This is a genomic window from Lysinibacillus sp. A4 (assembly GCF_024919535.1).
GTDB classification, from domain to species: domain Bacteria; phylum Bacillota; class Bacilli; order Bacillales_A; family Planococcaceae; genus Lysinibacillus; species Lysinibacillus capsici.
The window spans coordinates 37,670-57,831 of sequence record NZ_JANWTB010000016.1; the positions used below are offsets into that span (position 1 = coordinate 37,670).

Sequence of the window (20,162 nt, forward strand, 5' to 3'; positions counted from 1 at the left end):
ATAATTAAATTCGAAGTAAAAAGAGGGAGTCGTATGAAGCAAAACAATCGTAACTTAAAAGCATTTACGGTCTTGTTCCGAGCATATCAAACGATTCAAGATGCAACTAAAAGAGATTTACTTCAATTCGATTTAAATCCAACTGAATTTTCGGTTCTTGAATTTTTGTATCATCATGGAGAACAACCAGTTCAAATGATTGGTAAAAAAATATTAATTGCAAGCAGTAGTATTACCTATGTGATTGATAAGCTCGAGCAAAAGGGCTATGTGTACCGTAAGGCATGTCCAAAAGATCGTCGTGTTACGTATGTATTACTAACGCTTGAGGGACAGGTTTTGATGGAGGAAATATTCCCTAAGCATGAACAGAAAATAAATGAGATATTTGAAGTATTGGAAGCTCAGGAGCTGGACAACATGATTTTATCACTTAAAAAAGTTGGCAAGAACGCCACTAACCAATAAAAAATTTTAAATATATATCTCGATATCGAGATATATAGGAGGAGCATATTATGAATCATTTAAAAGGTGTACACCATGTAACGGCTATCACAAGTAGTGCTGAAGAAAATTATAAATTCTTTACCTATGTTTTAGGAATGCGCTTAATAAAGAAAACAGTGAACCAGGATGATATTCAAACATACCATTTATTCTTTGCAGATGATAAGGGTAGTGCGGGTACAGATATGACGTTCTTTGATTTCCCTAATATCCCAAAGGGTGTACATGGTACTAATGAAATTTCAAAGACCTCTTTCCGTGTACCAACGGATGCTGCTTTAGATTATTGGATAAAGCGCTTTGATCGTTTAAATGTGAAGCATACAGGTATGAAAGAACAATTTGGTAAGAAAACACTATCTTTCGTAGATTTTGATGAGCAGCACTATCAGTTAATTTCTGATGAGTACAATACTGGTGTGGCAGCAGGTACACCTTGGCAGGATGGCCCCATCCCACTTGAGTATGCCATTACAGGTTTAGGGCCAGTTTTTGTACGTGTCGCTAATTTTAAATACTTTAAAGATGTATTAGAAAAGGTAATGCTCTTTAGAGAGATTGCAGAAGAAGGAGACTTCCATTTATTTGAAGTAGGTGATGGAGGAAATGGCGCCCAGATTATTGTCGAGCACAATACAGTCTTACCCGTTGCTCGTCAAGGTTTTGGTACTGTACACCATGCTGCCTTTCGTGTAGAGGATCGTGCGGTATTAGATGAATGGACTGCACGCTTTGAAAGTTTTGGTTTCCACACTTCTGGCTATGTAAATCGTCATTTCTTTGAATCATTGTATGCACGAGTAGCTCCGCAGATTTTATTTGAATTGGCTACAGATGGTCCAGGATTTATGGGCGATGAGCCATATGAAACATTAGGAGAAAAACTGTCATTACCACCGTTTTTAGAACCAAAACGTGAACAGATTGAAAGTCTTGTTCGTCCGATTGACACTGTAAGAAGTTCCATTATGTTCGATAAAGAATATGAGTAATACCATTTCATCCAGTTGGGAAAGAAAAGCCCTACTGGATGTATACATAACTGTATTGGGGGATAAAAAATGGAATTTTCCAAGCTGATTGATAAGCGTCGCTCTGCTAATAATTTTATCAAGGACGTTAAGATGACTGAAGAAGATATACGCTCTATTTTGGAGGATGTTAAGCTTGCCCCTTCAGCATTTAACCTACAGCATGCTAATTATATTGTTGTGCTGGATGAGGATATGAAAGAAAAGGTGAGAGAGGCAGCATATGGTCAATATAAAGTACATTCAGCTTCAGGTGTAATTCTTGTACTAGGTGACAAGGAAGCATATAAAAATACTGCTGAGCTAAGCCAGGGCATGGTGGATTTAGGCATAATTACAGCGGGCGAACTAGAGGATATTGTAGCAGAGAATACAAGATTTTATGAGGATCGCGGTGAAGGATTCATGAAAGATGAAGCCATTCGTAATGCTTCTCTGTCTGCAATGTTATTCATGCTAGCTGCGAAAAATCGTGGTTGGGACACTTGCCCAATGATTGGCTTTGATAATCAGAAAATGCGTGAGCTTTTCAATGTGCCAGAAACACATGAAATAGCCTTAATGATTACTATTGGGAAAGAAAAAGAAAGCAGTCGTCGATTACGTGGGTATCGCAAGCCAGTTGAAGAATTTGCCATTTATTATTGAAATGGTATAAAATACAATAGCTATACAAATACTATGAATAATGTACATTTAGGAGGAAACATCATGAAGGTAGTAGCAATCGTAGGTAGTATCCGTAAAGAATCTTATAATATGCAATTAGCTCAATTTATTCAAAAACGTTATACAGAAAAGTTAGATCTTGAAGTATTAAGCCTAAAGGACCTACCAATGTATAATCAAGATATTGAAAATGAGGCTCCACAAGCAGTTCTTGATTTTAAAGCAAAAGTAAAAGCTGCAGATGCTGTGCTTTGGGTTACACCAGAATATAATGGTACAGTGCCTGGGGTTATGGTAAATGCTATTGATTGGCTATCTCGTGTAGATAAAGTAATGATTGGCAAACCATCCATCATTATGGGTGCATCAATGGGGAACTTAGGTACTGTAAAAGCACAATTACATTTACGTGATATCTTATTCTCTCCAGGCATTAACTCACCATTACTTAGCGGCAATGACGTTTATATTGGTGCTGTTCACACTAAATTTGATGAAGAAGGCAATTTAACTGATGAAGGAACAGTGAAATTCCTTGACGTAGTCATTGATAATTTCTTAAGTTGGGCAAAAAAATACGTTTAATTAAATTCTAACCCATAAGTATACAATATACTTATGGGCATTTTTTGTTTAGAAAGATGCTACTTCTGCATGAAATCTTCACACTTTCACGATATACTTTTAAGAAATTCTAAAATGGTGGTTACGGATGAGAAAATTATCATTAAAGCTTGGTATTATCTTTTTCATTACATTGTTTTGTATTGAGACCTTTATGATGTTTTTTTTGCATGTTTCCCTGACGAATTCTAGAGTGGAAGAGGAACTAGAGCGTTTACAAGCGAGAGGAAATTCACATCGTACGATATTAGAACAGAACTTCAATAATGAAACATTAGCACATGTCGTTCTTATGGAATCAGAAGCAAGTACAGATGTCGTGGTGACTGACTTTTTCGGGACAATCCTTGCATCCTCACAACCACATCAAGAAATCAGTGATCTGATTCGTGAGATTGAGGGGGAGGGGGAAATACCTTATGAAGGAAGGGTTTTACAAGACAATTGGCAAGAAGTTAAAGCTATTGCGACTATAAGCCCTATTCAAAACCAGCAAGGAACGATTGGCTATGTATTTATGTTTCAAAATACCGATTCCATCCATGCATTAATGAAACGGCTCAATAAGCATTTTCTCATCGTAGGTATTGTATCTGGTCTTGTCAGTATTGCAGTCATTGTTGTTCTATCTCGCAAGCTGGCTAAACCACTTATTCAAATGAAAGAGGCTACATTGAAAATGAGTAAGGGTGATTTTACAGTCGCTCTTTCTACGAATGGAAAAGATGAGCTTGGGGATTTATCAAATGCTATCCAGCTTTTATCCAATGATTTAAATCATCTAAGGCAAGAGCGTAAGGAGTTTTTATCGAGTATTGCACATGAGCTTCGTACACCACTAACTTTTATTAAAGGCTATACAGACATTCTTGCTAAACGGGATTTAACAGGGCAAGATCGTCAAAAGTATTTAGCTATTATAATAGAAGAAACAAATAGACTTTCAAGATTAATTAAAGATTTATTTGATTTAGCGAAAATGGATGAAAATTCATTTGTAATTGAAAAACATTGCTTATATTTAGAGCCGTTTTTTACAAACATTGAAGAAAAATTAAGTCCCGCGTTTCAAGATAAAGGTATCTATTTGGTTGTACGTTGTGATAATGGCTTAACACTATGTGCAGATGAAGCAAGACTTGAGCAAATCGTGATTAATCTATTAAATAATGCATTCATCTATTGTGCGTCAGGAGATATGACTACAGTTACTGTAAAACAAGACAGTGGAATTTTAAGCATCGTCGTTGAAGACACAGGGAAAGGAATTCCAAAGAAGGATTTACCGTATATTTTTGATCGGTTTTATCGAGTGGAAAAATCACGTAGTCGTGCATTAGGTGGATCTGGACTTGGGCTTGCTATTGTCAAGGAGCTTGTACAAGCACATGGGGGAGAAATAAAGGTTAGAAGTGAAATAAATAAAGGGACTACTTTTGAATTGTCATTTAAAGGAGTAGAAACGAATGAAAACGATTTTATGCATTGATGATGAACCAAGAATGTTAGATTTATTAACCCTTTATTTGGAACCACTATTTATTTGTAAAGCAATGTCTTCTATACAAGAGGCATTGGATTTTTTAGAAGAAGAGCATGTGGATTTAGTTCTTTTGGATATTATGATGCCAGAGATGGATGGGTGGCAGGTTTGCCAGGAAATTAGGAAGTTTTGGGATGTTCCTATCATTATGCTTACTGCAAAAGGAGAACACGCTGATATTGTAAAAGGTTTAAACCTTGGTGCAGATGACTACATTTTAAAGCCTTTTGATGAGGAAGAGTTGTTAGCACGCATACATGCTGTATTAAGAAGAACGATATCTGAAGACAAAGTGATTAACTTTGAAGGGCTTTGTTTAGATAGAGAGTCCTTTGAAGTATATTTTCAACATAAGGCAATTCCATTAACACCAAAGGAATTTGCCATGCTCGCCCTATTTTTAGATTATCAAAATAGAGCATTTTCTAGAGAACACCTTATCCATGCCGTTTGGGGATTTGATGTAACGATTGAAGATCGTACCATCGATTCACATGTACGTAATTTACGAGAAAAATTAAGAAAAAGTGGTTTTCCGGCGGATGATTACTTGCAAACCGTTTGGGGCATCGGCTATAAATGGCATAAGTCTGCAAAGAGAAAGCAAATGGAACATAAAAGCTAGAAATTAACCTCTACCAGAATTGAAGGTAGAGGTTATTTCTATTATTTTGAACTAAGCTCTTCTTCTGTTACCCATTTATGATTTGTTACAGCTTCACCACTTGTAGTGGAAGTATAATCAACCATATATACAGTTGTTTGCACAGCCTCGTCAATAAGGACAGTCGCATTTTCCATACCTTCCATATGTGTTGCGTCCGTTTTTACTTCTGTTCCAGGTGCCAGTGGTGCTTCTTGTGGGTCAATTAATTCTTCATGAATTATCCACTTATGCTTTTCTATTCGCTTTCCACCAGATGTAGGCTCATAGGAAATAACATAGGCAGTTGTACGATAGGCTCCTACTATTGTTGCTTCGGCTCCTTTCATACCTTCCATATGTCCATCTGTAATAATGGCTGTGCCCCCTACAGGAAATTTCGGGTTTTCAGCATTTTTTAACGTTACTGGTACATGGCCAGAACTTGAATGGTTCATTGTAGAATGATCCATTTTTTCAGCAGTTTCATTAGAAGTGGACGCAGGTTTTGTTTGCTCCTCTGTACAAGCCGTTAAACTAATTAGAGTGACCACTGATAATAGTCCGACTGACCATCTTTTATTGAATTTCATATGATATCCTCCTCATTATTTGCTCTTAAGGTAGCAAATAAATGTGCAGAAACGATGGATATGACCTATGAAAAATATCTAGCACAAGTAGGGGGAGATATACTATTGAATGGGCATAATCTTCAATGTTTTTTGTAATCTATAGGCGAAGATACCAGCAAAAATAGCTAAAATAATATCTTTTGGTAGTGGAGGAATCATCCAAAGCCAAGCGAGCTTATATGAAAAATTCTCTGGCGCACTTGCCCAAAGCTTATAGGCAAAAAACATCCAATTTGTTCCTATCAAATAATTTATAGCCGTTGCTACCAAAGCAGCTACGATAAAACTTTTCTTTGTCCCGCTTCGTTCTACGATCAATCCTGCAACAAATGCAGCTAATATAAATGTAATAATAAACCCAAAGGTAGGGCTTAAAATTTGGCCAATTCCACCACCGAAACGAGCAAAGACAGGGGCTCCTGCCAATCCTACGCACATATAAATTGTGCAGGCGAGCGCACCTTTTCTACTACCAAGAATAAGCCCTGCTAAAATTGCAAAGAAGGTTTGAAGCGTAATGGGTACACCACCAACTACCATAAAAGGTGCAAAGGAAGTGATATTAGCACCCACCATCATTAGCGTTGAAAATAACCCAATGTAGGTAATGTCAACAGTTCTTAACTTATGGTGACTATGTTGTGTAACAGTTGCCATGAATTTCACCTCGCTTTATAAGTTATTACTGCTAGTGTAAAAAACGAATGTATTTGTGTCAACTTTATTGTTTATTTAAGTTAACTCAATTGCTGAATTAAATTGAAGTAGACTATCTATCTATAAAAATGTATGATAGAACCGTCACCATTTTATAACTTCAAATACTATTGGTGTGACATTTTTAAATGTCACTTAAAAGGGAAGTCGGTGGAAGTCCGACGCTGTCCCGCAACTGTAACGAGGAATCCTATAATATGATTTGCCACTGTTTAAGAATGGGAAGGCAATTATAGGATAGTGAATCGAAGCCAGGAGACCTGCCATTTAGTAATACCTGTAATGCCCACGAGGATGCAAGCAATACGGACAATAGCTGGATATTTTTCTGACTTTGTTTAATCTAGGGTATTTCTATGCGCATTTTCGCATGGGATACCTTTTTTTATTGCTTCATTCATCAATATATTCAGTAGGAGTTTAAAACAGATGAATAAAAAATTTATGTTATTTTCCTTCGTACTTTTCATGGTATTAATTGTTTCAATGACCTTTGCTGTAATGGTTGGCTCAGTTTCAGTTACACCGCTATATGTATGGAAAGTTATTCTTTCTAAAATTCCTTTTATACAAAATTCGATCGAGCAAGATTGGAGTCGCTCTCAGGAAATCATCATCTGGCAAATAAGAGCACCTCGTGTTTTGCTAGCAGCGATAGTAGGAGCGGGGTTAGCTATTGCAGGGGCAGCCATTCAGGCACTAGTACGTAATTCTATTGCAGACCCGTATATTCTAGGGATTTCTTCAGGGGCAGCTGTCGGCGCTACTTCTGTGATTATTTTAGGAGCCTTTTCATTTTTAGGTATTTACGCTCTTTCAGTATCCGCATTCCTTGGTTCATTACTTGCCATTGCACTTGTCTTTTTCTTATCACGTGTTGGGGGACGTGTCTCTATTTTCCGCTTGCTATTGGCAGGCATGGCTGTGTCCTTTATCTTAACGGCTATCTCTAACTTTATTTTAATGATGTCAAAGCAAGAAGGGGCCTTAAAGGCTGTTATGTTTTGGATGCTAGGTAGTTTAGCTGGAGCCAAATGGAATAATATTGTGATTCCAGCTTTCGTATTCTTTATTGTATTTGGGCTACTGTGGCTACACTATCGCAATTTAAATTTATTATTACTAGGAGAAGAGGCGGCAGTGACATTAGGCGTTAATCTTCAGCAATTCCGTATTCAGTTAATACTACTAGTATCTCTATTAACAGGTGTGCTTGTCGCAGTTAGTGGTTCTATAGGATTTGTGGGATTAATTATTCCCCATATTGTGCGTTTAATTGTGGGCTCAAACTATAAATACGTAATACCTATCAGTGCTTTAATAGGTGGAATATTCTTAGTGTGGGCAGATGCCTTTGCTCGAATTATTATTGCTCCTCAGGAAATGCCAATTGGTATTATTACAGCTTTTTGTGGAGGACCATTTTTCATTTGGCTTCTCCGTCGTAACAACTATTCTTTCGGTGAAGGAGATTAACTTCCATGACATTAGAAGCGAAACAAGTATCATTCTCCATTTACGATCAGCGTATACTGCATGATGTAAGCATTCAAATAAAAGAAAAGCAATTTGTTGGATTAATTGGTCCTAATGGGAGCGGAAAATCAACATTGTTAAAAAATATGTATCGTCTCCTAAAACCTGAAAGTGGATCGGTAGTATTAAATGAGCAAGATATATTAAAGCAATCAAGTAAAGCAATTGCGAAAAATTTGGCTGTTGTAAGCCAAGAGACACCCGTATTATTTGATTTCACTGTGCATGATTTAGTCAGTATGGGAAGAACCCCACATAAAAAGCTGTTAGAGCTTGATCAAGAGAAAGATTTTCAAATTGTTAAAGAGGCTCTTAAGCAAACGGGCATATCGCATTTAGAGAAACGAAGCTTTAGTTCGCTTTCTGGTGGCGAGAAAAAGCGTGTCATGGTTGCAAGGGCACTCGCTCAACAAGCACAGATATTAATATTAGATGAGCCGACGAATCATTTAGATATTCAACATCAACTTCAACTTATGGATTTAATTCAGACTTTGCATTTAACCGTAGTAGCAGCTTTACATGATTTGAATATTGCTGCTATGTATTGCGATCAAATTTACGTTTTACAGCAAGGGCGAATAGTTTGTCATGGTACACCAGAGGAAGTACTTACGCCAACAGTGCTGCAAGATGTATTTGGTGTTTTTGCGGATATTCAAATCCATCCAATGACAGGGAAGCCGTATCTTACATATGTTCCTGAACAGTTCACGAAGGGGGTTAGCCAAATATAGAAAAGTGTCATCTTCTATTAGATACATAAAACATCCTTTAAGGAGTGACTGTATGCAAATAGCCTTTACGAAAATGCATGGTATTGGCAACAGCTATATCTATCTTGATCTTTTCCAACATGATTACAAGGAAGATATCTTTTGTGTATTGGCTCAAAAAATGGCCAATGTCCATACTGGTATTGGCTCAGATGGATTGATTATTATCCAACCCTCTAAAATTGCTGACTGTGGTATGCGTGTATTTAATAAAGATGGATCTGAGGGGACAAATTGTGGTAACGGTCTTCGCTGTGTTGCTAAGTATATTTTTGAACGTCATATTGTACGACAAGAGCTAATTACGATTGAAACGAAATCCAGGATTATGCTGGCACAGGTAGTGGTGCAAGACAATCGTGTAATAGAAGTGATTGTCGATATGGGCAAACCTCTCTTATTGCGCAAAGACATTCCGATGTTAGGAAACCCAAATGAGCTTGTCATCAATGAGATATTTCCTTTACCCCAACAGTCTCTTATGGTAACTGCTTTGTTTTTGGGCAATCCGAATACTGTAGTTTTTGTGAATGCGATCGAGCAAGCACCATTAAGAACATTAGGCGGTATTATAGCAAACGATATGAGATTTCCTTATCGCTGCAATGTTGAGTTTGTAGAGGTTGTTCATGAGAAGGCATTAAAATGCTGCGTTTGGGAACGAGGTTCGGGTATAACAGAGGCATGTGGGACAGGTGCTTGTGCAGCGGTAGTGGCTGCTATATTAAATGGTTTTTGTCAGAAGGGGGAAGAAATAGTAGTCCAACTTAGTGGCGGTGACTTAGCCATACGATGGGCTGACAATGACCATATCTGGATGCGTGGTCCTGCAGCATTTATTGCAGATGGTATTTATGAATTTTTATCTTAATTACTCCCATCCTTCTTCGTCATGCCATTTTAAATAAATGAATACAGGACGCCTCCGATTTAAGGGTGGCGTCCTATATTGTAAAGCCATTAAGATACTGCTTTTAAGCCTGCTACACCTATGATAATTGCTATGATACTGATAATACGTGATAGATTTTTGGATTCGCCAAAGAAAATGATATTTACGAGTACAGCTCCAACAGTACCAATTCCTACCCAAACAACATAGGCAATACTTAACTGCAAATAGTTGAAGGATGTATATAAAAGGGCAAAGGACACACCAAAACCACCAATATATAACATTAAGTTTCGTAATGTTTTATACTGACTATAGAAGCGTAAGCCAACCACACCTATAATTTCAGACAATGCAGCTAAGATAATAAGTACCCAACCCATTATACATTCTCTCCTTTCGTTTGCACCTGCTCTTTAGAGGAATTATCCGCTAATTTTAGACCAATCACACCTAATAATAAAATAATCATGAACAGTCCTTTAACGGCATTAAATTCTCCTTCGAAAATGAAAATATCCATTAATGTGGTACCGATTGCACCTGCTCCGGCGAAAATAGCGTAGACTGTACCAGTAGGTAAGCTCTCACAAGCCTTCGATAAGAAATGAAAATCTATAGCAATGATTGTCACAATAATTATCCAATGCCACCATGAGCTTGCTACGTTAAAGCCAAATACCCAAAGCAATTCAAATAAACTTGTTAAAACGACGTACATCCATTCTTTTTTCATCAATAAAATCCTTTCTATTAGGCAATGTAATGACTGACATTCAGTCATTTTTGAGGTAAAAGAGAACGTCACTTTTATGGGTGACGTAGGCCAAGTGCGTGAGATAGGAAGTCTATAAGCTCAAGCTTGAGCAATTTCATTGTTTCGTCCTTGCTATCATCAAATAAATAAATTTGTTCAGCAGCAGATTCAATTAGACCAATCATCAGTTTAGCAGAACGTGTTGGGTCAATTGAATCACGTATCATTCCCTGTTGCTGGCCAGATAGTAAGAAATGACTCATCCAGTCATAATAGGGTGCATATATATTTTCCCATTCTTTTAAATGCTCAGTTTGCGCAATACCTGCATAAATAAGTGCAACGATGTCTCCATAATCTTTCGTGATTAAGAAAACCATTTCCACAACCTCTTCAAGTTGCTGTTCAAAGGGCTTATGACTTGAAATACCTTCATCTAAGGTAGCAATAATTCTTTCTACCATATTTTTTGCAATAGCAGGCATAACAGAAAGGCGTGATGGGAAATAAAGATAAAATGTTCCTTGAGCGATCCCAGCAGCTTTAACGATATCTGAAACCTTTGTTTTTTCTATACCTTTTTCTCGAAAAACCTCAATGGCAGCTTGAATAATTTTTTCTTCTTTTGACATGCAATCCCTCACTTTTGCCTTACTTAATTATTATGTTATAGAATAAGAAAAATAATGTCAATAAAAATGACTGATTATCAGTCATTTTTATTATCCAATGTTCGTTTGTCATTCCACAATTATGCGTAAGAGTATATTTTCTATATTTCGGGGAATTGTATAATTGAAAGGATTGATAACCATGAAAGAAATTAAGTTTGCACAATTAGACCCGCAGCAACTAGAAAAAATTAATGAGCTTGAAGAAAAGATTGGTGTAACATTAGTTGCCTATGATGCTTCCTCCACACCATCACACGGTTCTGGCGCTTTTGAGTCAAATAATAGCACTACTACAAATCATCCATCATAATGAAGTGAGAAATGCCTTGCAGTAATGTAAGGTATTTTCGTTTTATAGAATGTATTTAAAGGAGTGTTTGAATTGAATGAATTCTATGCTGATTTACATATTCATATTGGACGTACTTCTAGTGGAAGGGCAGTGAAAATTACTGGCAGTAAAACGTTAACATTAGCACGAATTTTAGAGACGGCTAGTGCAAGAAAGGGATTAGACATCATTGGGATCATTGACTGTCACTCACCTGAAGTAATCGAAGAAATGGTGAGGATGATTGAACAAGGAGAACTGCAAGAACTTAAAGAAGGTGGTCTGCGATTTCAGGAAACGACTTTAATTCCCGGATCAGAGATCGAAATTTATGATCAACATTGTCAGGGTCCTATTCATGTGCTTGCTTACTTTCCTACACTAGAGCTCATGAAGCTGTTCTCAGAATGGATGTCACAACATATGAAGAATATCCATTTAAGTTCACAGCGTATTTATTGTGATGGCAAGACCTTGCAGCAAAAGGTGCATGAATTAGGAGGTATTTTTATTCCTGCACATGTATTTACACCATTTAAAAGCTTGTTTGGCAAAGGGGTTCGTCGAAGTTTAACTGAAGTCTTTGATCCGGAGCTTATTGATGGCATTGAATTAGGTTTAAGCTCTGATACAAATATGGTAAGTCATATTAAAGAATTACAAGCATATACATTCGTTAGCAATTCTGATGCACATTCGCTTGGAAAATTGGCACGAGAATATCAAAAGTTACGATTAGCAGAAGCAAATTTTACAGAATTAAAAATGGCCCTGCATGAGCAAGAGGGACGAGCAGTAATAGCCAATTATGGCCTAAATCCTTTGCTTGGTAAATATCATCAAACAGTTTGTGCAAAATGTAGTCAACAGCTAAGTAAAGAAGCTACCATTTGTACAGAATGTGGGAGTAATCAAATTATAAAGGGAGTAGCTACCCGTATACAGGAGCTATCTGAAGACTTTCCCAATAAACGAAATAGACCACCTTACATTCATCAGATACCACTTGATTTTATTCCAGGTATTGGTCCTAAAATGATGGAACGTTTAATCGAAGCATTTGGTACAGAAATGAATATTTTGCATCGAGTAACAATCGACCAGCTTGAACAAACTGTACCACATAAACTAGCCCAATTAATCGATTTAGCGAGAACGGGTCAATTAGCCATTGAAGTTGGTGGAGGTGGGATTTATGGAAAGATACAGGTTGATTAGATAAAAAATGAAATATTTCAAAAAGATTGTTGTAATTTAACCTATTTTTATCATTCCTCTAGTAAAATAGTGAAAACAACGACTATTTTATAAGTAGAGGAGAGAGTAAATGCGATTATCAAAGAAATTTCGTTTTTTAGCTTCAAGTGTATTGGCTTTGCAATTAGCTATACCTGTAGCAGCTAGTGCAGAGGAAGGGCAGGGTGACCATATAGCACCAAGTTGGGTTGTACAAACTGATTATGTGGCACTTGGTGATTCATTAGCACATGGGATGAATGAAGTTGGTGGAATTGGATTAGGCTATACCGATTTTATTGCACAGGCATTACAGCAAGACGGCTTCCTTACTTCCTTTAATAAGGGCTTTGCTATGTCAGGCTACACAACTAAAAATATTTTAGCTGATCTACAAAATGATGTGGCAAAAACAGTGACTGGTTTTGGCTATACAGAGGAACAGGCAAAGTTACGAGCTTCTATTAAAGAAGCTGAAATCATCACATTAACAGCTGGGGCAAATGATCTATTGCCAATATTAAAAGAATCCCAAGCAACGGGAATTGACACGGTGGCTATCATAAAAGCTACTAAAGAAGCTGTATCGAACATTGCTACTATTCTATCTGAAATCAAAAAGATTAATCCACAAGCTGAAGTATATGTAATGGGCTATTATAATTCCTTCCCATACTATAGTGAGAACTTACAAAAACAATTTAATCTGTTATTAGCTACATTGAATTCAACAATCAAAACAACTACTGAAAAAGCGGGCGCTATTTTTGTTCCTACATATGATGTTGTTGCAAAAGATGTTGCCAACTATCTACCAAACCCTGAAAATATTCATTTAAGTGAAGCTGGTTATTTAGCGGTAGCAAATGAAGCATTTTTACCAATCATTAAAACAAGCTCTTTATGGGATGTCACGCAGGCTATTGGAGTAGATGTAAAAGATCGTACAACTGTTAAGGTTAGCTGGCAAGAAGCGACAGATAATGTAGGCATAGCAAATTACCTTGTCTATGTGAATGGAAAATTAACTTCAACATTAAATGCTGACACTACTACGATTACGCTCACAGATTTAATAGAAAATACTAGCTACAATGTATCTATCAAAGCAATTGATGCTGCTGGTAATGAAAGTGTTCAAAATCCTACAGTAACGTTCACTACGAAAGGAACAGTTAGCTTTACAGATACACAGAATCATTGGGCAAAAGATTATATTCAAAAAGCCGCAAATACAGGTTTAATGAATGGCTATACAGATGGAACATTTAGGCCTGAGAGTAGTGTAACACGTGCCCAAGCTGCAGCAATTCTTGTAAGAAGTCTTGGCTTAACTACAGAAGAAAAAGCACCATTTACTGATATCACAAATTATGATGCAGCAACCCAATCAGAAATTGCGGCAGCATATGTACATGGTCTTATTAAAGGAACAGATGGGAAATTTAAGCCCGGACACCCTGTGACACGGGCTCAATTAGCTTTAATGATTCATCGCGCCTATGAACAGCAATCTAATCAGCCGTATATTGCAAAAGGCAATGTGCCATTTGTAGATGTTGCTTCATATAATGCAGAAACCAAACGAGCCATCACAATGCTGTATGAATTAGGAATCGTGACAGGGGATGGAGGCAAATTTTCACCTGAGGCTGTCACAACAAGAGGTCAAGCAGCTAAAATATTTACCAATCTTAGTCAGCTACTCATTCAATAATCATTAAAAGGTAGGGGGATTGTCTCCTCTACCTTTTGACGTTTTCGTAAAAAACGAAGTTAAAGTCTAACTAGATAAAAGGAGAATGGGATGTTGTCATTTATATTATCTGCTAAAAGATTAGGAAAAGGTTTGTGGAGGTCCTTTAAACGTCCACAGTTCCTTTCATTATTTACTACACTATTTTTAATCATTCTATCAGGAACTCTATTCTATAAGGGGACAGAAGGATGGTATTGGTTGGATGCCATGTATTTTGCTGTAGTGAGCTTAATTCCAACTGGAGTCGAAACAGGACTATATCCAACAACGGCTTATTCTAAAGTATTTACAATGATTTATTTAATTGTTGGTACAGGAGTAATGTTTATCATGTTATTAATGCTGGGACGCTCTATCGTAGATTTTTCTCTTAATGAAGAAGAAAAAGAAGAGGTTAAAAAACGTTTGAAAAAGTAAAATAGCAGTACAATGAATTCTTTTGGACGATTCATTGTACTGCTATTTTTTATGATAGTTTGGCAATAATGCCTTCTTCGTCATCTAAAACAAGTTCAATCCCTGTCGAGAATGGATCACCATGTAGAACATCCTTGATCCAAACACGTAAGGCACCAATCATGGCTGCTGTATTAAGCACCTCGATTTGACCGTTGACTTCGACCTCTGCACCAAAACCTGCATCATCCTCGTAAGTCAATTCAACAAGAACATCCTCAGGGCGAATGCTTTGATAGTAGGCTTGAGATAAACAAATAGCATTAATAATATCTTGTTCACTGATTATTTGTGCCATTGTGCTTCCTCTTTGCGCTTTTTATCTTTAAATATATTCATTATCTTCACAACAAGCATCACAATAACAACAATTGCTGCCACATTAATGAGTAAACCTAAAATATTCCCCAGTATACCCATACCACTAAATAGACTACCGAATAATAATCCAGCAAGTCCGCCAAGCATTAATCCTTTCATCAGACCACCTGAGAAAAAGCCACCTTTTTTAGTAGTATCTGCTTTATTAGTAGATGTTGAGTTGTTTTTATTTGTTGTTGCATTGTTTTGATCTTTAGTAGTATCCGATTTTTGGATATTCGAGCTATTATTATTGTTAGAGAAGCCCTTTTTACCCGATTTATAGGATTTAGCTTCTGCCGTTGGTGTATCAGAAATAAATAATGTTGCACCAACAGTCGAAAATATCAGTGTCGCTGCAAAAAGAGCGGCAAGAATTTTTTTCATTACATACATTCCTCCAATATAATTTTTAATCTAATCATAAACTAGTTCTTATATAGTAATATTACATGAACTATATTAAAAAATAAAACAAACGCTTTCAAAAATTAAGCTATATCAAAAAATATGGACAAATAGTGGCAGATGTAATGATTGTAGAAATTATGCAATAGGAAGGAGTGAAAAAATGCTACTAACTTTATCAATCTTCCTTACCATTTTTATCATTTTGTACCTAACAGAAAAAAGGCGCTTTCTCAACGTTGTAGCCCTTGGCCTGATAGGGATATATATTGTCAGAGCGTTTATTATTCATTATCCTTTATTGCTGCCAAATGATCAGGGGATTATTTCTGAAATGGGGATATTCATTATATTAGGAAGCTTTCCAAGTATTATGTTTATTTTATCAATAGCCATGTTTTTTAATAGTAAAGTATTATTGGAAAAGGAAGGACGCAAATTCCGTAACTTAATGTTAGCCATATTAGGGCTAAGTTTTGTTATTATGATGTTATGGTATGTATTCGTCATTTTTATTGAAATTGAAAATGTATTTTGGCATATTCTTTTCTTCTATGCGTTTTTGATTTTTGGTTATACAATGTTCTTATACACTAGTGTCCTTGCTTATTCAATATTGTATCTTCTTACACCAATACGTTATAAACCAAATTACATTATTGCATTAGGTTCAGGATTAATTGGCGATAGAGTACCTCCACTTTTAGCAAGCCGATTAGATGAAGCAGTAAAGCAATATATAAAGTATGAGATGAAGCCTTATATCATTGTCTCTGGTGGTCAAGGAAATGATGAAAAGGTATCAGAAGCATATGCAATGAAACAATACCTAATAGAAGTACATCATATTCCGACTGACAAGATAATAATGGAGGATTGTTCAGCCAATACAGAACAAAATATGATCTTTTCAAAGCAAATAATGGACCACCATTCTCATGGAGTTAACTATCGTTCCATTTTTGTTACGAATAATTTCCATGTGTTTCGCGCAAGTATTTATGCTCGAAAAGCAGCATTAGATGCCGAGGGAATTGGCTCAAAAACTGCTTTTTACTATGTTCCGAATGCATTCACACGAGAATTTATAGGTTTATTAGCCATGTATAAATGGACCCATGTCACAGTATTTTTAATTATTACGCTATTCGTAGGCTTACTATTAAGAGCATATGTGTAACCAAACTTCAACTGTCTTCCATATAATAGTGGTAAGGCAGTTTTTTACATAGTGTGCAAGGGAGGAAAATAATGTACGAGCAAATTTTAGCCAAGCGAAATAAAGAACGAATAATTTCCCTACAAAATCTTACACAAACTCAAGATCAGTGGTTTGCTCAAAATATAAAATTACTTACATTCGCTGAAGTTAACCTAACAGCCTTGCAGAAAATACTGTATCAAGTAGTACGAGGGTTATTAAAAGAACAGCAACAACGTCATTTGCAGATTGTCCATACAGTGCAATCTCAATCGATACAGGAGAATGTATTAACGCTGTTGGCAGAATATGATGATGTCTTGCGCGATGCCATTCCACAGCCTATCTATATACTCATTTGGCAAATTTCTTCGCTAGAAAAGTTAAAAAACAGTATAGAAGTAGTAGATGATGTGCTTGATATTGTAGAGTGGTTTTTTTGCCATCAAGATGAACAAGTTGCTGCTCTAGATGAAGAGGACTTAGATCATGAGCTGATTATTGATTTGTATAAAGAAGCGGTTGAAGAGCAGGATGGAGATGCCCAATATCAACTGGGCGAATACTATAATTCTAGAGAGGGTAAACATTTTCAACCTGAAAAATCATTGAAATGGTTTGAGCTAGCTGCTGTCCAGGGAAATGCTGATGCTCAATATATGCTTGGGAATTTTTGCTTTGGGGGCATAGGTATGGAGGAGAATTATTCCCTTGCCTTTTCATACTATGAAAAGGCAGCTTTGCAGGGACATGCGGATGCTGCCAATAATTTAGCAGATATGTACTTTAATGGCGAGGGCGTATCAACGAATTATACATTGGCAAAAAAATGGTTTAATTATGCTGCACAAAAGAATGTGGCAGAGGCAATGTTTACGTTAGGAATAATTTATGAGCAGGGGTTAGGCGTTGAGGTAGATGAGAAAGAAGCTTTTAACGCCTATAAAAAATCAGCTGAGGCAGGGTATGTGGAAGCACAATATCGACTTGGTGGAATTTATTTAGAGGGGCGCTTAGGCCAAGCGAAAGATGTCAATCGTGGTCTGTTTTGGTATGAAAGAGCTGCGGAACAATATCATGTAGATGCCTTTTATGATTTAGGTTATATATGGAGTAATGGTCTGGCTGGAATACGCAATCTTGAAAAAGGTATTCATTGGTTTAAGCAGGCTGCACTTCAAGGAGATGTAGAAGCCAAGCTACAATTAGGGCATATTTTTAATAAAGATACAGGGTTAGATAGAAATCTAAAAGAAGCTATTAAATGGTATGGACTCGCGGCAGATGCAGGATCCGAAGAAGCGGCTAAAATATTACAGGAACTTAAAGGATTGTAAATTTAGTGTTAAAAAAACATAGGCTTTTAGAATGATTTATAAAGCTATGGAGTATGGGTATTTTAGTCTGAAATAAACTACTGTATATGGGTATGTAGATAGATGGTAATTCAGGGTAAAAAATATTAATATAGTGAAATTTGAAGATGTTCGATAAAAAAGTAGAATAAATATAAAGCAAGTAAGCATAATAAACAAAAAAATGGTTAAAAAAGCTACCCAATAATATTGTGGTAGCTTTTTTATAGTTTATTACGCTTTATTTAACAACAAGGACTTTTTATACATTTTGTGTAAAATAATGGTATTAATAAGATTGACAGTCATTTATAAAATGATTAATGTAAATGAGTGATTTTGAAAAGAAGCATACGTAAATAATTTACTGTTAGTCATGTAGGACTATATCTGTTTGCTGAGAGCATATGACCTTAGGCTAAATTAGCAAAGGGGTACCCGACATACTTTTGGAGGAAGTCTGTCATACGGAATTGCGCTATCGAATGTAACCATTAAATCTGACTAATCTGATTTTACCGGTATTTTTTCGTGTATCCATCAATATGTTAAAAGGATTTGATGTTTCTCAGCCTGATGAAAGTAAACGGAATGAAAGAGGGAAGATGTGTGATTTTTCAAAGACAGAGAAAGACGAAGGTATTGGATTTACAGCAATACACAGTGAAAATGGATTTGTCCTCTCGTCAATCGATGGCGAAGCAAATTGAAATGCTGAACTTAACGAAGAACGATTTACAATATTTAAAAGCTTTCCAGCCAATAGTTATGGATAATGTAGATCACATCGTAAACCGTTTTTACAACATGATTGGAACAGAGCATCATTTGGTAGATATCATCAGCCATCATAGTTCTGTAGAAAAGCTTAAAGTAACATTACGGCAGCATATTATTGAAATGTTTAACGGAACCATTGATGAGATGTATTACCAAAGGCGTGTAAAGATTGCAAAGGTGCATGTCCACATTGGGCTTAGAACACAGTGGTATATCTGTGCATTCCAAGATTTATCGATATCATTTATAGATTTAGTCGAAAAAAATATAGAATTTCCACAAGATCAATTTAATACGATCAGAGCTATATCGAAAATTTGTAATTTTGAGCAACAACTCGTTTTAGAAGCTTTTGAAAACACTGTAGAACAACTGAAAGAAAAAATGGTTCATGAAAAAGAAGCGATTGAGCGACAGATTGTAGATTCTTCGGAAGCACTTGCAGCTATCTCGCAGGAAACCAATAATTCTTTTTGCTGCTTAAGTAAGCAATCTGACGAAATTAAACATTTGGCAAAAAAATCACTCGATGTGTCTACACTGGCTGAAAACCAAGCACTTGAGGGTCGCGAGCGTTTAAAAAATCAATCACAAAATATGCTCAATATTAGTCATTCTCTTCATGATATAGAAGAAAATATTGAACAATTATCAGGTATGTCTAAGGAAATGGAAACAATTATGAGTGTTGTGACCAATATTGCGAATCAAACGAATCTATTGGCTTTAAATGCTGCAATTGAAGCAGCACGTGCTGGGGAAGCGGGAAAGGGCTTTAGCGTAGTGGCCGATGAAGTACGTAAATTATCAATTCAGACAAAAGAATCTGTTACAGCGGTGGCTTTGTTATTGAAAAAGACAGGTGAACGAACAGAGAAATTAGAGTATTCTTTGACCAACATTCAAGATGAAGTTGCAGCAGGTGAAGAAAATATGTTACAAACTGAAGGCCAATTTACGAGTATATTGGGAGCCATGACAGAAGCAAAAGATCAAAATGAGTGTATGGCAACAAAAATACAAGCAATTGTAGGCATATTAAGTGAATTAGGCACTTCATTTACTGAGGTAACAAATTCAGCTGAAAAATTAGCGAGCTTTGCGCAAAATTTAAAAGGATAGACTACTAACATTTATATTCTATTTTTCATATTTTTAGACGTAATAAACACTATAGTACCTATTTAAATGTTTGTTGTGAAGTTATCGCTATAGAGGATCAATTTTATAGAGATTCAGAAAGTAAGAGCTATTTCACTGATGAAATAG

23 protein-coding genes and 1 riboswitch are annotated in these 20,162 nt (G+C 36.3%); of the genes, 16 read left to right on the forward strand and 7 right to left on the reverse strand.

Translation table 11 applies throughout. From position 1 onward, the window contains the following. Positions 1-33 precede the first annotated feature (33 nt). The 6 genes from NY607_RS22485 to NY607_RS22510 all read left to right on the forward strand — a co-directional run bounded on the left by NY607_RS22485 (position 34) and on the right by NY607_RS22510 (position 5,002). Entirely contained in the window at positions 34-468 is a 435-nt protein-coding gene (locus tag NY607_RS22485) for a MarR family winged helix-turn-helix transcriptional regulator (protein ID WP_131522350.1), read from the forward strand. A gap of 50 nt (positions 469-518) precedes the next feature. Beyond that, entirely contained in the window at positions 519-1,502 is a 984-nt protein-coding gene (locus NY607_RS22490; protein ID WP_131522349.1) for a ring-cleaving dioxygenase, read from the forward strand. A 69-nt stretch (positions 1,503-1,571) separates the two neighbouring features. After that, positions 1,572-2,189 (forward strand): nitroreductase family protein, encoded by a 618-nt coding sequence (locus tag NY607_RS22495; protein WP_131522348.1) that lies wholly within the window; start codon positions 1,572-1,574, stop codon positions 2,187-2,189. Between the two features lie 63 nt (positions 2,190-2,252). After that, complete coding sequence (locus NY607_RS22500; protein ID WP_048394950.1) at positions 2,253-2,795, forward strand: NADPH-dependent FMN reductase; 543 nt, start codon at positions 2,253-2,255, stop codon at positions 2,793-2,795. Positions 2,796-2,922: 127 nt separating this feature from the next. After that, positions 2,923-4,323, forward strand: a complete 1,401-nt coding sequence (locus NY607_RS22505; RefSeq protein WP_259420400.1) for a sensor histidine kinase — start codon at positions 2,923-2,925, stop codon at positions 4,321-4,323. Then, positions 4,301-5,002, forward strand: a complete 702-nt coding sequence (locus NY607_RS22510; RefSeq protein ID WP_131522347.1) for a response regulator transcription factor — start codon at positions 4,301-4,303, stop codon at positions 5,000-5,002. The genes NY607_RS22505 and NY607_RS22510 overlap by 23 nt, the downstream gene beginning before the upstream one ends. 41 nt (positions 5,003-5,043) lie before the next feature. Here NY607_RS22510 and NY607_RS22515 read toward each other — a convergent pair whose 3' ends face one another. Continuing rightward, a complete protein-coding gene (locus NY607_RS22515) occupies positions 5,044-5,613 on the reverse strand; it encodes a YdhK family protein (RefSeq protein WP_237898770.1) in 570 nt (189 codons plus the stop codon). A 102-nt stretch (positions 5,614-5,715) separates the two neighbouring features. After that, the gene (locus NY607_RS22520) at positions 5,716-6,312 is read right to left on the reverse strand and encodes a biotin transporter BioY (protein WP_131522346.1); all 597 of its coding nucleotides are present in this window, start codon (positions 6,310-6,312) and stop codon (positions 5,716-5,718) included. 154 nt (positions 6,313-6,466) lie between these two features. Further along, positions 6,467-6,654: riboswitch (cobalamin riboswitch) on the forward strand. Between the two features lie 147 nt (positions 6,655-6,801). Here NY607_RS22520 and NY607_RS22525 point away from each other — a divergent pair. Genes NY607_RS22525 through dapF form a run of 3 tightly spaced genes read left to right on the forward strand, consistent with a single transcriptional unit; the run spans position 6,802 to position 9,555 of the window. Then, positions 6,802-7,848 carry a FecCD family ABC transporter permease gene (locus tag NY607_RS22525; RefSeq protein ID WP_048394957.1) on the forward strand — a complete coding sequence of 349 codons (1,047 nt, stop codon included), beginning with the start codon at positions 6,802-6,804 and terminating at the stop codon, positions 7,846-7,848. A gap of 5 nt (positions 7,849-7,853) precedes the next feature. Then, complete coding sequence (locus NY607_RS22530; RefSeq protein WP_259420401.1) at positions 7,854-8,645, forward strand: heme ABC transporter ATP-binding protein; 792 nt, start codon at positions 7,854-7,856, stop codon at positions 8,643-8,645. Between the two features lie 52 nt (positions 8,646-8,697). Further along, positions 8,698-9,555 carry a diaminopimelate epimerase gene (gene dapF / locus NY607_RS22535; RefSeq protein WP_259420402.1) on the forward strand — a complete coding sequence of 286 codons (858 nt, stop codon included), beginning with the start codon at positions 8,698-8,700 and terminating at the stop codon, positions 9,553-9,555. 89 nt (positions 9,556-9,644) lie between these two features. Here the strand turns inward: dapF and NY607_RS22540 are convergent, their stop codons facing one another. From NY607_RS22540 to NY607_RS22550, 3 genes are all read right to left on the reverse strand, one after another. Next, positions 9,645-9,959, reverse strand: coding sequence for a DMT family transporter (locus tag NY607_RS22540; RefSeq protein ID WP_131522343.1), 315 nt, complete (start codon positions 9,957-9,959; stop codon positions 9,645-9,647). Next, entirely contained in the window at positions 9,959-10,312 is a 354-nt protein-coding gene (locus NY607_RS22545; protein WP_131522342.1) for a DMT family transporter, read from the reverse strand. The genes NY607_RS22540 and NY607_RS22545 overlap by 1 nt, the downstream gene beginning before the upstream one ends. Positions 10,313-10,386: 74 nt before the next feature. Continuing rightward, complete coding sequence (locus NY607_RS22550; protein ID WP_048394966.1) at positions 10,387-10,965, reverse strand: TetR/AcrR family transcriptional regulator; 579 nt, start codon at positions 10,963-10,965, stop codon at positions 10,387-10,389. 181 nt (positions 10,966-11,146) lie between these two features. On the opposite strand from NY607_RS22550, the gene NY607_RS22555 reads away from it, so the two are divergent. From NY607_RS22555 to NY607_RS22570, 4 genes are all read left to right on the forward strand, one after another. After that, the gene (locus tag NY607_RS22555; RefSeq protein ID WP_175400775.1) at positions 11,147-11,317 is read left to right on the forward strand and encodes a hypothetical protein; all 171 of its coding nucleotides are present in this window, start codon (positions 11,147-11,149) and stop codon (positions 11,315-11,317) included. A 72-nt stretch (positions 11,318-11,389) separates the two neighbouring features. Continuing rightward, the gene (locus NY607_RS22560) at positions 11,390-12,556 is read left to right on the forward strand and encodes an endonuclease Q family protein (protein ID WP_131522339.1); all 1,167 of its coding nucleotides are present in this window, start codon (positions 11,390-11,392) and stop codon (positions 12,554-12,556) included. Between the two features lie 109 nt (positions 12,557-12,665). After that, a complete protein-coding gene (locus NY607_RS22565; RefSeq protein ID WP_259420403.1) occupies positions 12,666-14,291 on the forward strand; it encodes an S-layer homology domain-containing protein in 1,626 nt (541 codons plus the stop codon). A gap of 90 nt (positions 14,292-14,381) precedes the next feature. Then, positions 14,382-14,750, forward strand: coding sequence for an ion channel (locus NY607_RS22570; RefSeq protein WP_048394973.1), 369 nt, complete (start codon positions 14,382-14,384; stop codon positions 14,748-14,750). Between the two features lie 49 nt (positions 14,751-14,799). Here NY607_RS22570 and NY607_RS22575 read toward each other — a convergent pair whose 3' ends face one another. Together NY607_RS22575 and NY607_RS22580 are read right to left on the reverse strand one after the other, a co-directional pair. Beyond that, entirely contained in the window at positions 14,800-15,087 is a 288-nt protein-coding gene (locus tag NY607_RS22575) for a DUF2653 family protein (protein WP_131522337.1), read from the reverse strand. Continuing rightward, positions 15,075-15,536 carry a hypothetical protein gene (locus NY607_RS22580; protein ID WP_131522336.1) on the reverse strand — a complete coding sequence of 154 codons (462 nt, stop codon included), beginning with the start codon at positions 15,534-15,536 and terminating at the stop codon, positions 15,075-15,077. The genes NY607_RS22575 and NY607_RS22580 overlap by 13 nt, the downstream gene beginning before the upstream one ends. A gap of 184 nt (positions 15,537-15,720) precedes the next feature. On the opposite strand from NY607_RS22580, the gene NY607_RS22585 reads away from it, so the two are divergent. The 3 genes from NY607_RS22585 to NY607_RS22595 all read left to right on the forward strand — a co-directional run bounded on the left by NY607_RS22585 (position 15,721) and on the right by NY607_RS22595 (position 20,015). Next, on the forward strand, positions 15,721-16,737 hold the full coding sequence (locus NY607_RS22585; protein WP_237898761.1) for a YdcF family protein: 1,017 nt from the start codon (positions 15,721-15,723) through the stop codon (positions 16,735-16,737). 71 nt (positions 16,738-16,808) lie between these two features. Beyond that, the gene (locus tag NY607_RS22590; protein ID WP_259420404.1) at positions 16,809-18,095 is read left to right on the forward strand and encodes a tetratricopeptide repeat protein; all 1,287 of its coding nucleotides are present in this window, start codon (positions 16,809-16,811) and stop codon (positions 18,093-18,095) included. A gap of 627 nt (positions 18,096-18,722) precedes the next feature. Then, positions 18,723-20,015, forward strand: coding sequence for a globin-coupled sensor protein (locus NY607_RS22595; RefSeq protein WP_131522333.1), 1,293 nt, complete (start codon positions 18,723-18,725; stop codon positions 20,013-20,015). Positions 20,016-20,162 lie beyond the last annotated feature (147 nt).

What these genes read in the sequence shown, in the direction of transcription:
- NY607_RS22570 (WP_048394973.1), top strand. Translation starts at nt 14,382, where the DNA reads ATGTTGTCATTTATATTATCTGCTAAAAGATTAGGAAAAGGTTTGTGG.
- NY607_RS22580 (WP_131522336.1), bottom strand. Translation starts at nt 15,536, where the DNA reads ATGAAAAAAATTCTTGCCGCTCTTTTTGCAGCGACACTGATATTTTCG.
- NY607_RS22515 (WP_237898770.1), bottom strand. Translation starts at nt 5,613, where the DNA reads ATGAAATTCAATAAAAGATGGTCAGTCGGACTATTATCAGTGGTCACT.
- NY607_RS22565 (WP_259420403.1), top strand. Translation starts at nt 12,666, where the DNA reads ATGCGATTATCAAAGAAATTTCGTTTTTTAGCTTCAAGTGTATTGGCT.
- NY607_RS22525 (WP_048394957.1), top strand. Translation starts at nt 6,802, where the DNA reads ATGAATAAAAAATTTATGTTATTTTCCTTCGTACTTTTCATGGTATTA.
- NY607_RS22545 (WP_131522342.1), bottom strand. Translation starts at nt 10,312, where the DNA reads ATGAAAAAAGAATGGATGTACGTCGTTTTAACAAGTTTATTTGAATTG.
- NY607_RS22490 (WP_131522349.1), top strand. Translation starts at nt 519, where the DNA reads ATGAATCATTTAAAAGGTGTACACCATGTAACGGCTATCACAAGTAGT.
- NY607_RS22500 (WP_048394950.1), top strand. Translation starts at nt 2,253, where the DNA reads ATGAAGGTAGTAGCAATCGTAGGTAGTATCCGTAAAGAATCTTATAAT.
- NY607_RS22575 (WP_131522337.1), bottom strand. Translation starts at nt 15,087, where the DNA reads ATGGCACAAATAATCAGTGAACAAGATATTATTAATGCTATTTGTTTA.
- NY607_RS22590 (WP_259420404.1), top strand. Translation starts at nt 16,809, where the DNA reads ATGTACGAGCAAATTTTAGCCAAGCGAAATAAAGAACGAATAATTTCC.
- NY607_RS22585 (WP_237898761.1), top strand. Translation starts at nt 15,721, where the DNA reads ATGCTACTAACTTTATCAATCTTCCTTACCATTTTTATCATTTTGTAC.
- NY607_RS22505 (WP_259420400.1), top strand. Translation starts at nt 2,923, where the DNA reads ATGAGAAAATTATCATTAAAGCTTGGTATTATCTTTTTCATTACATTG.
- NY607_RS22530 (WP_259420401.1), top strand. Translation starts at nt 7,854, where the DNA reads ATGACATTAGAAGCGAAACAAGTATCATTCTCCATTTACGATCAGCGT.
- NY607_RS22485 (WP_131522350.1), top strand. Translation starts at nt 34, where the DNA reads ATGAAGCAAAACAATCGTAACTTAAAAGCATTTACGGTCTTGTTCCGA.
- NY607_RS22540 (WP_131522343.1), bottom strand. Translation starts at nt 9,959, where the DNA reads ATGGGTTGGGTACTTATTATCTTAGCTGCATTGTCTGAAATTATAGGT.
- NY607_RS22510 (WP_131522347.1), top strand. Translation starts at nt 4,301, where the DNA reads ATGAAAACGATTTTATGCATTGATGATGAACCAAGAATGTTAGATTTA.
- NY607_RS22520 (WP_131522346.1), bottom strand. Translation starts at nt 6,312, where the DNA reads ATGGCAACTGTTACACAACATAGTCACCATAAGTTAAGAACTGTTGAC.
- NY607_RS22555 (WP_175400775.1), top strand. Translation starts at nt 11,147, where the DNA reads ATGAAAGAAATTAAGTTTGCACAATTAGACCCGCAGCAACTAGAAAAA.
- dapF (WP_259420402.1), top strand. Translation starts at nt 8,698, where the DNA reads ATGCAAATAGCCTTTACGAAAATGCATGGTATTGGCAACAGCTATATC.
- NY607_RS22550 (WP_048394966.1), bottom strand. Translation starts at nt 10,965, where the DNA reads ATGTCAAAAGAAGAAAAAATTATTCAAGCTGCCATTGAGGTTTTTCGA.
- NY607_RS22495 (WP_131522348.1), top strand. Translation starts at nt 1,572, where the DNA reads ATGGAATTTTCCAAGCTGATTGATAAGCGTCGCTCTGCTAATAATTTT.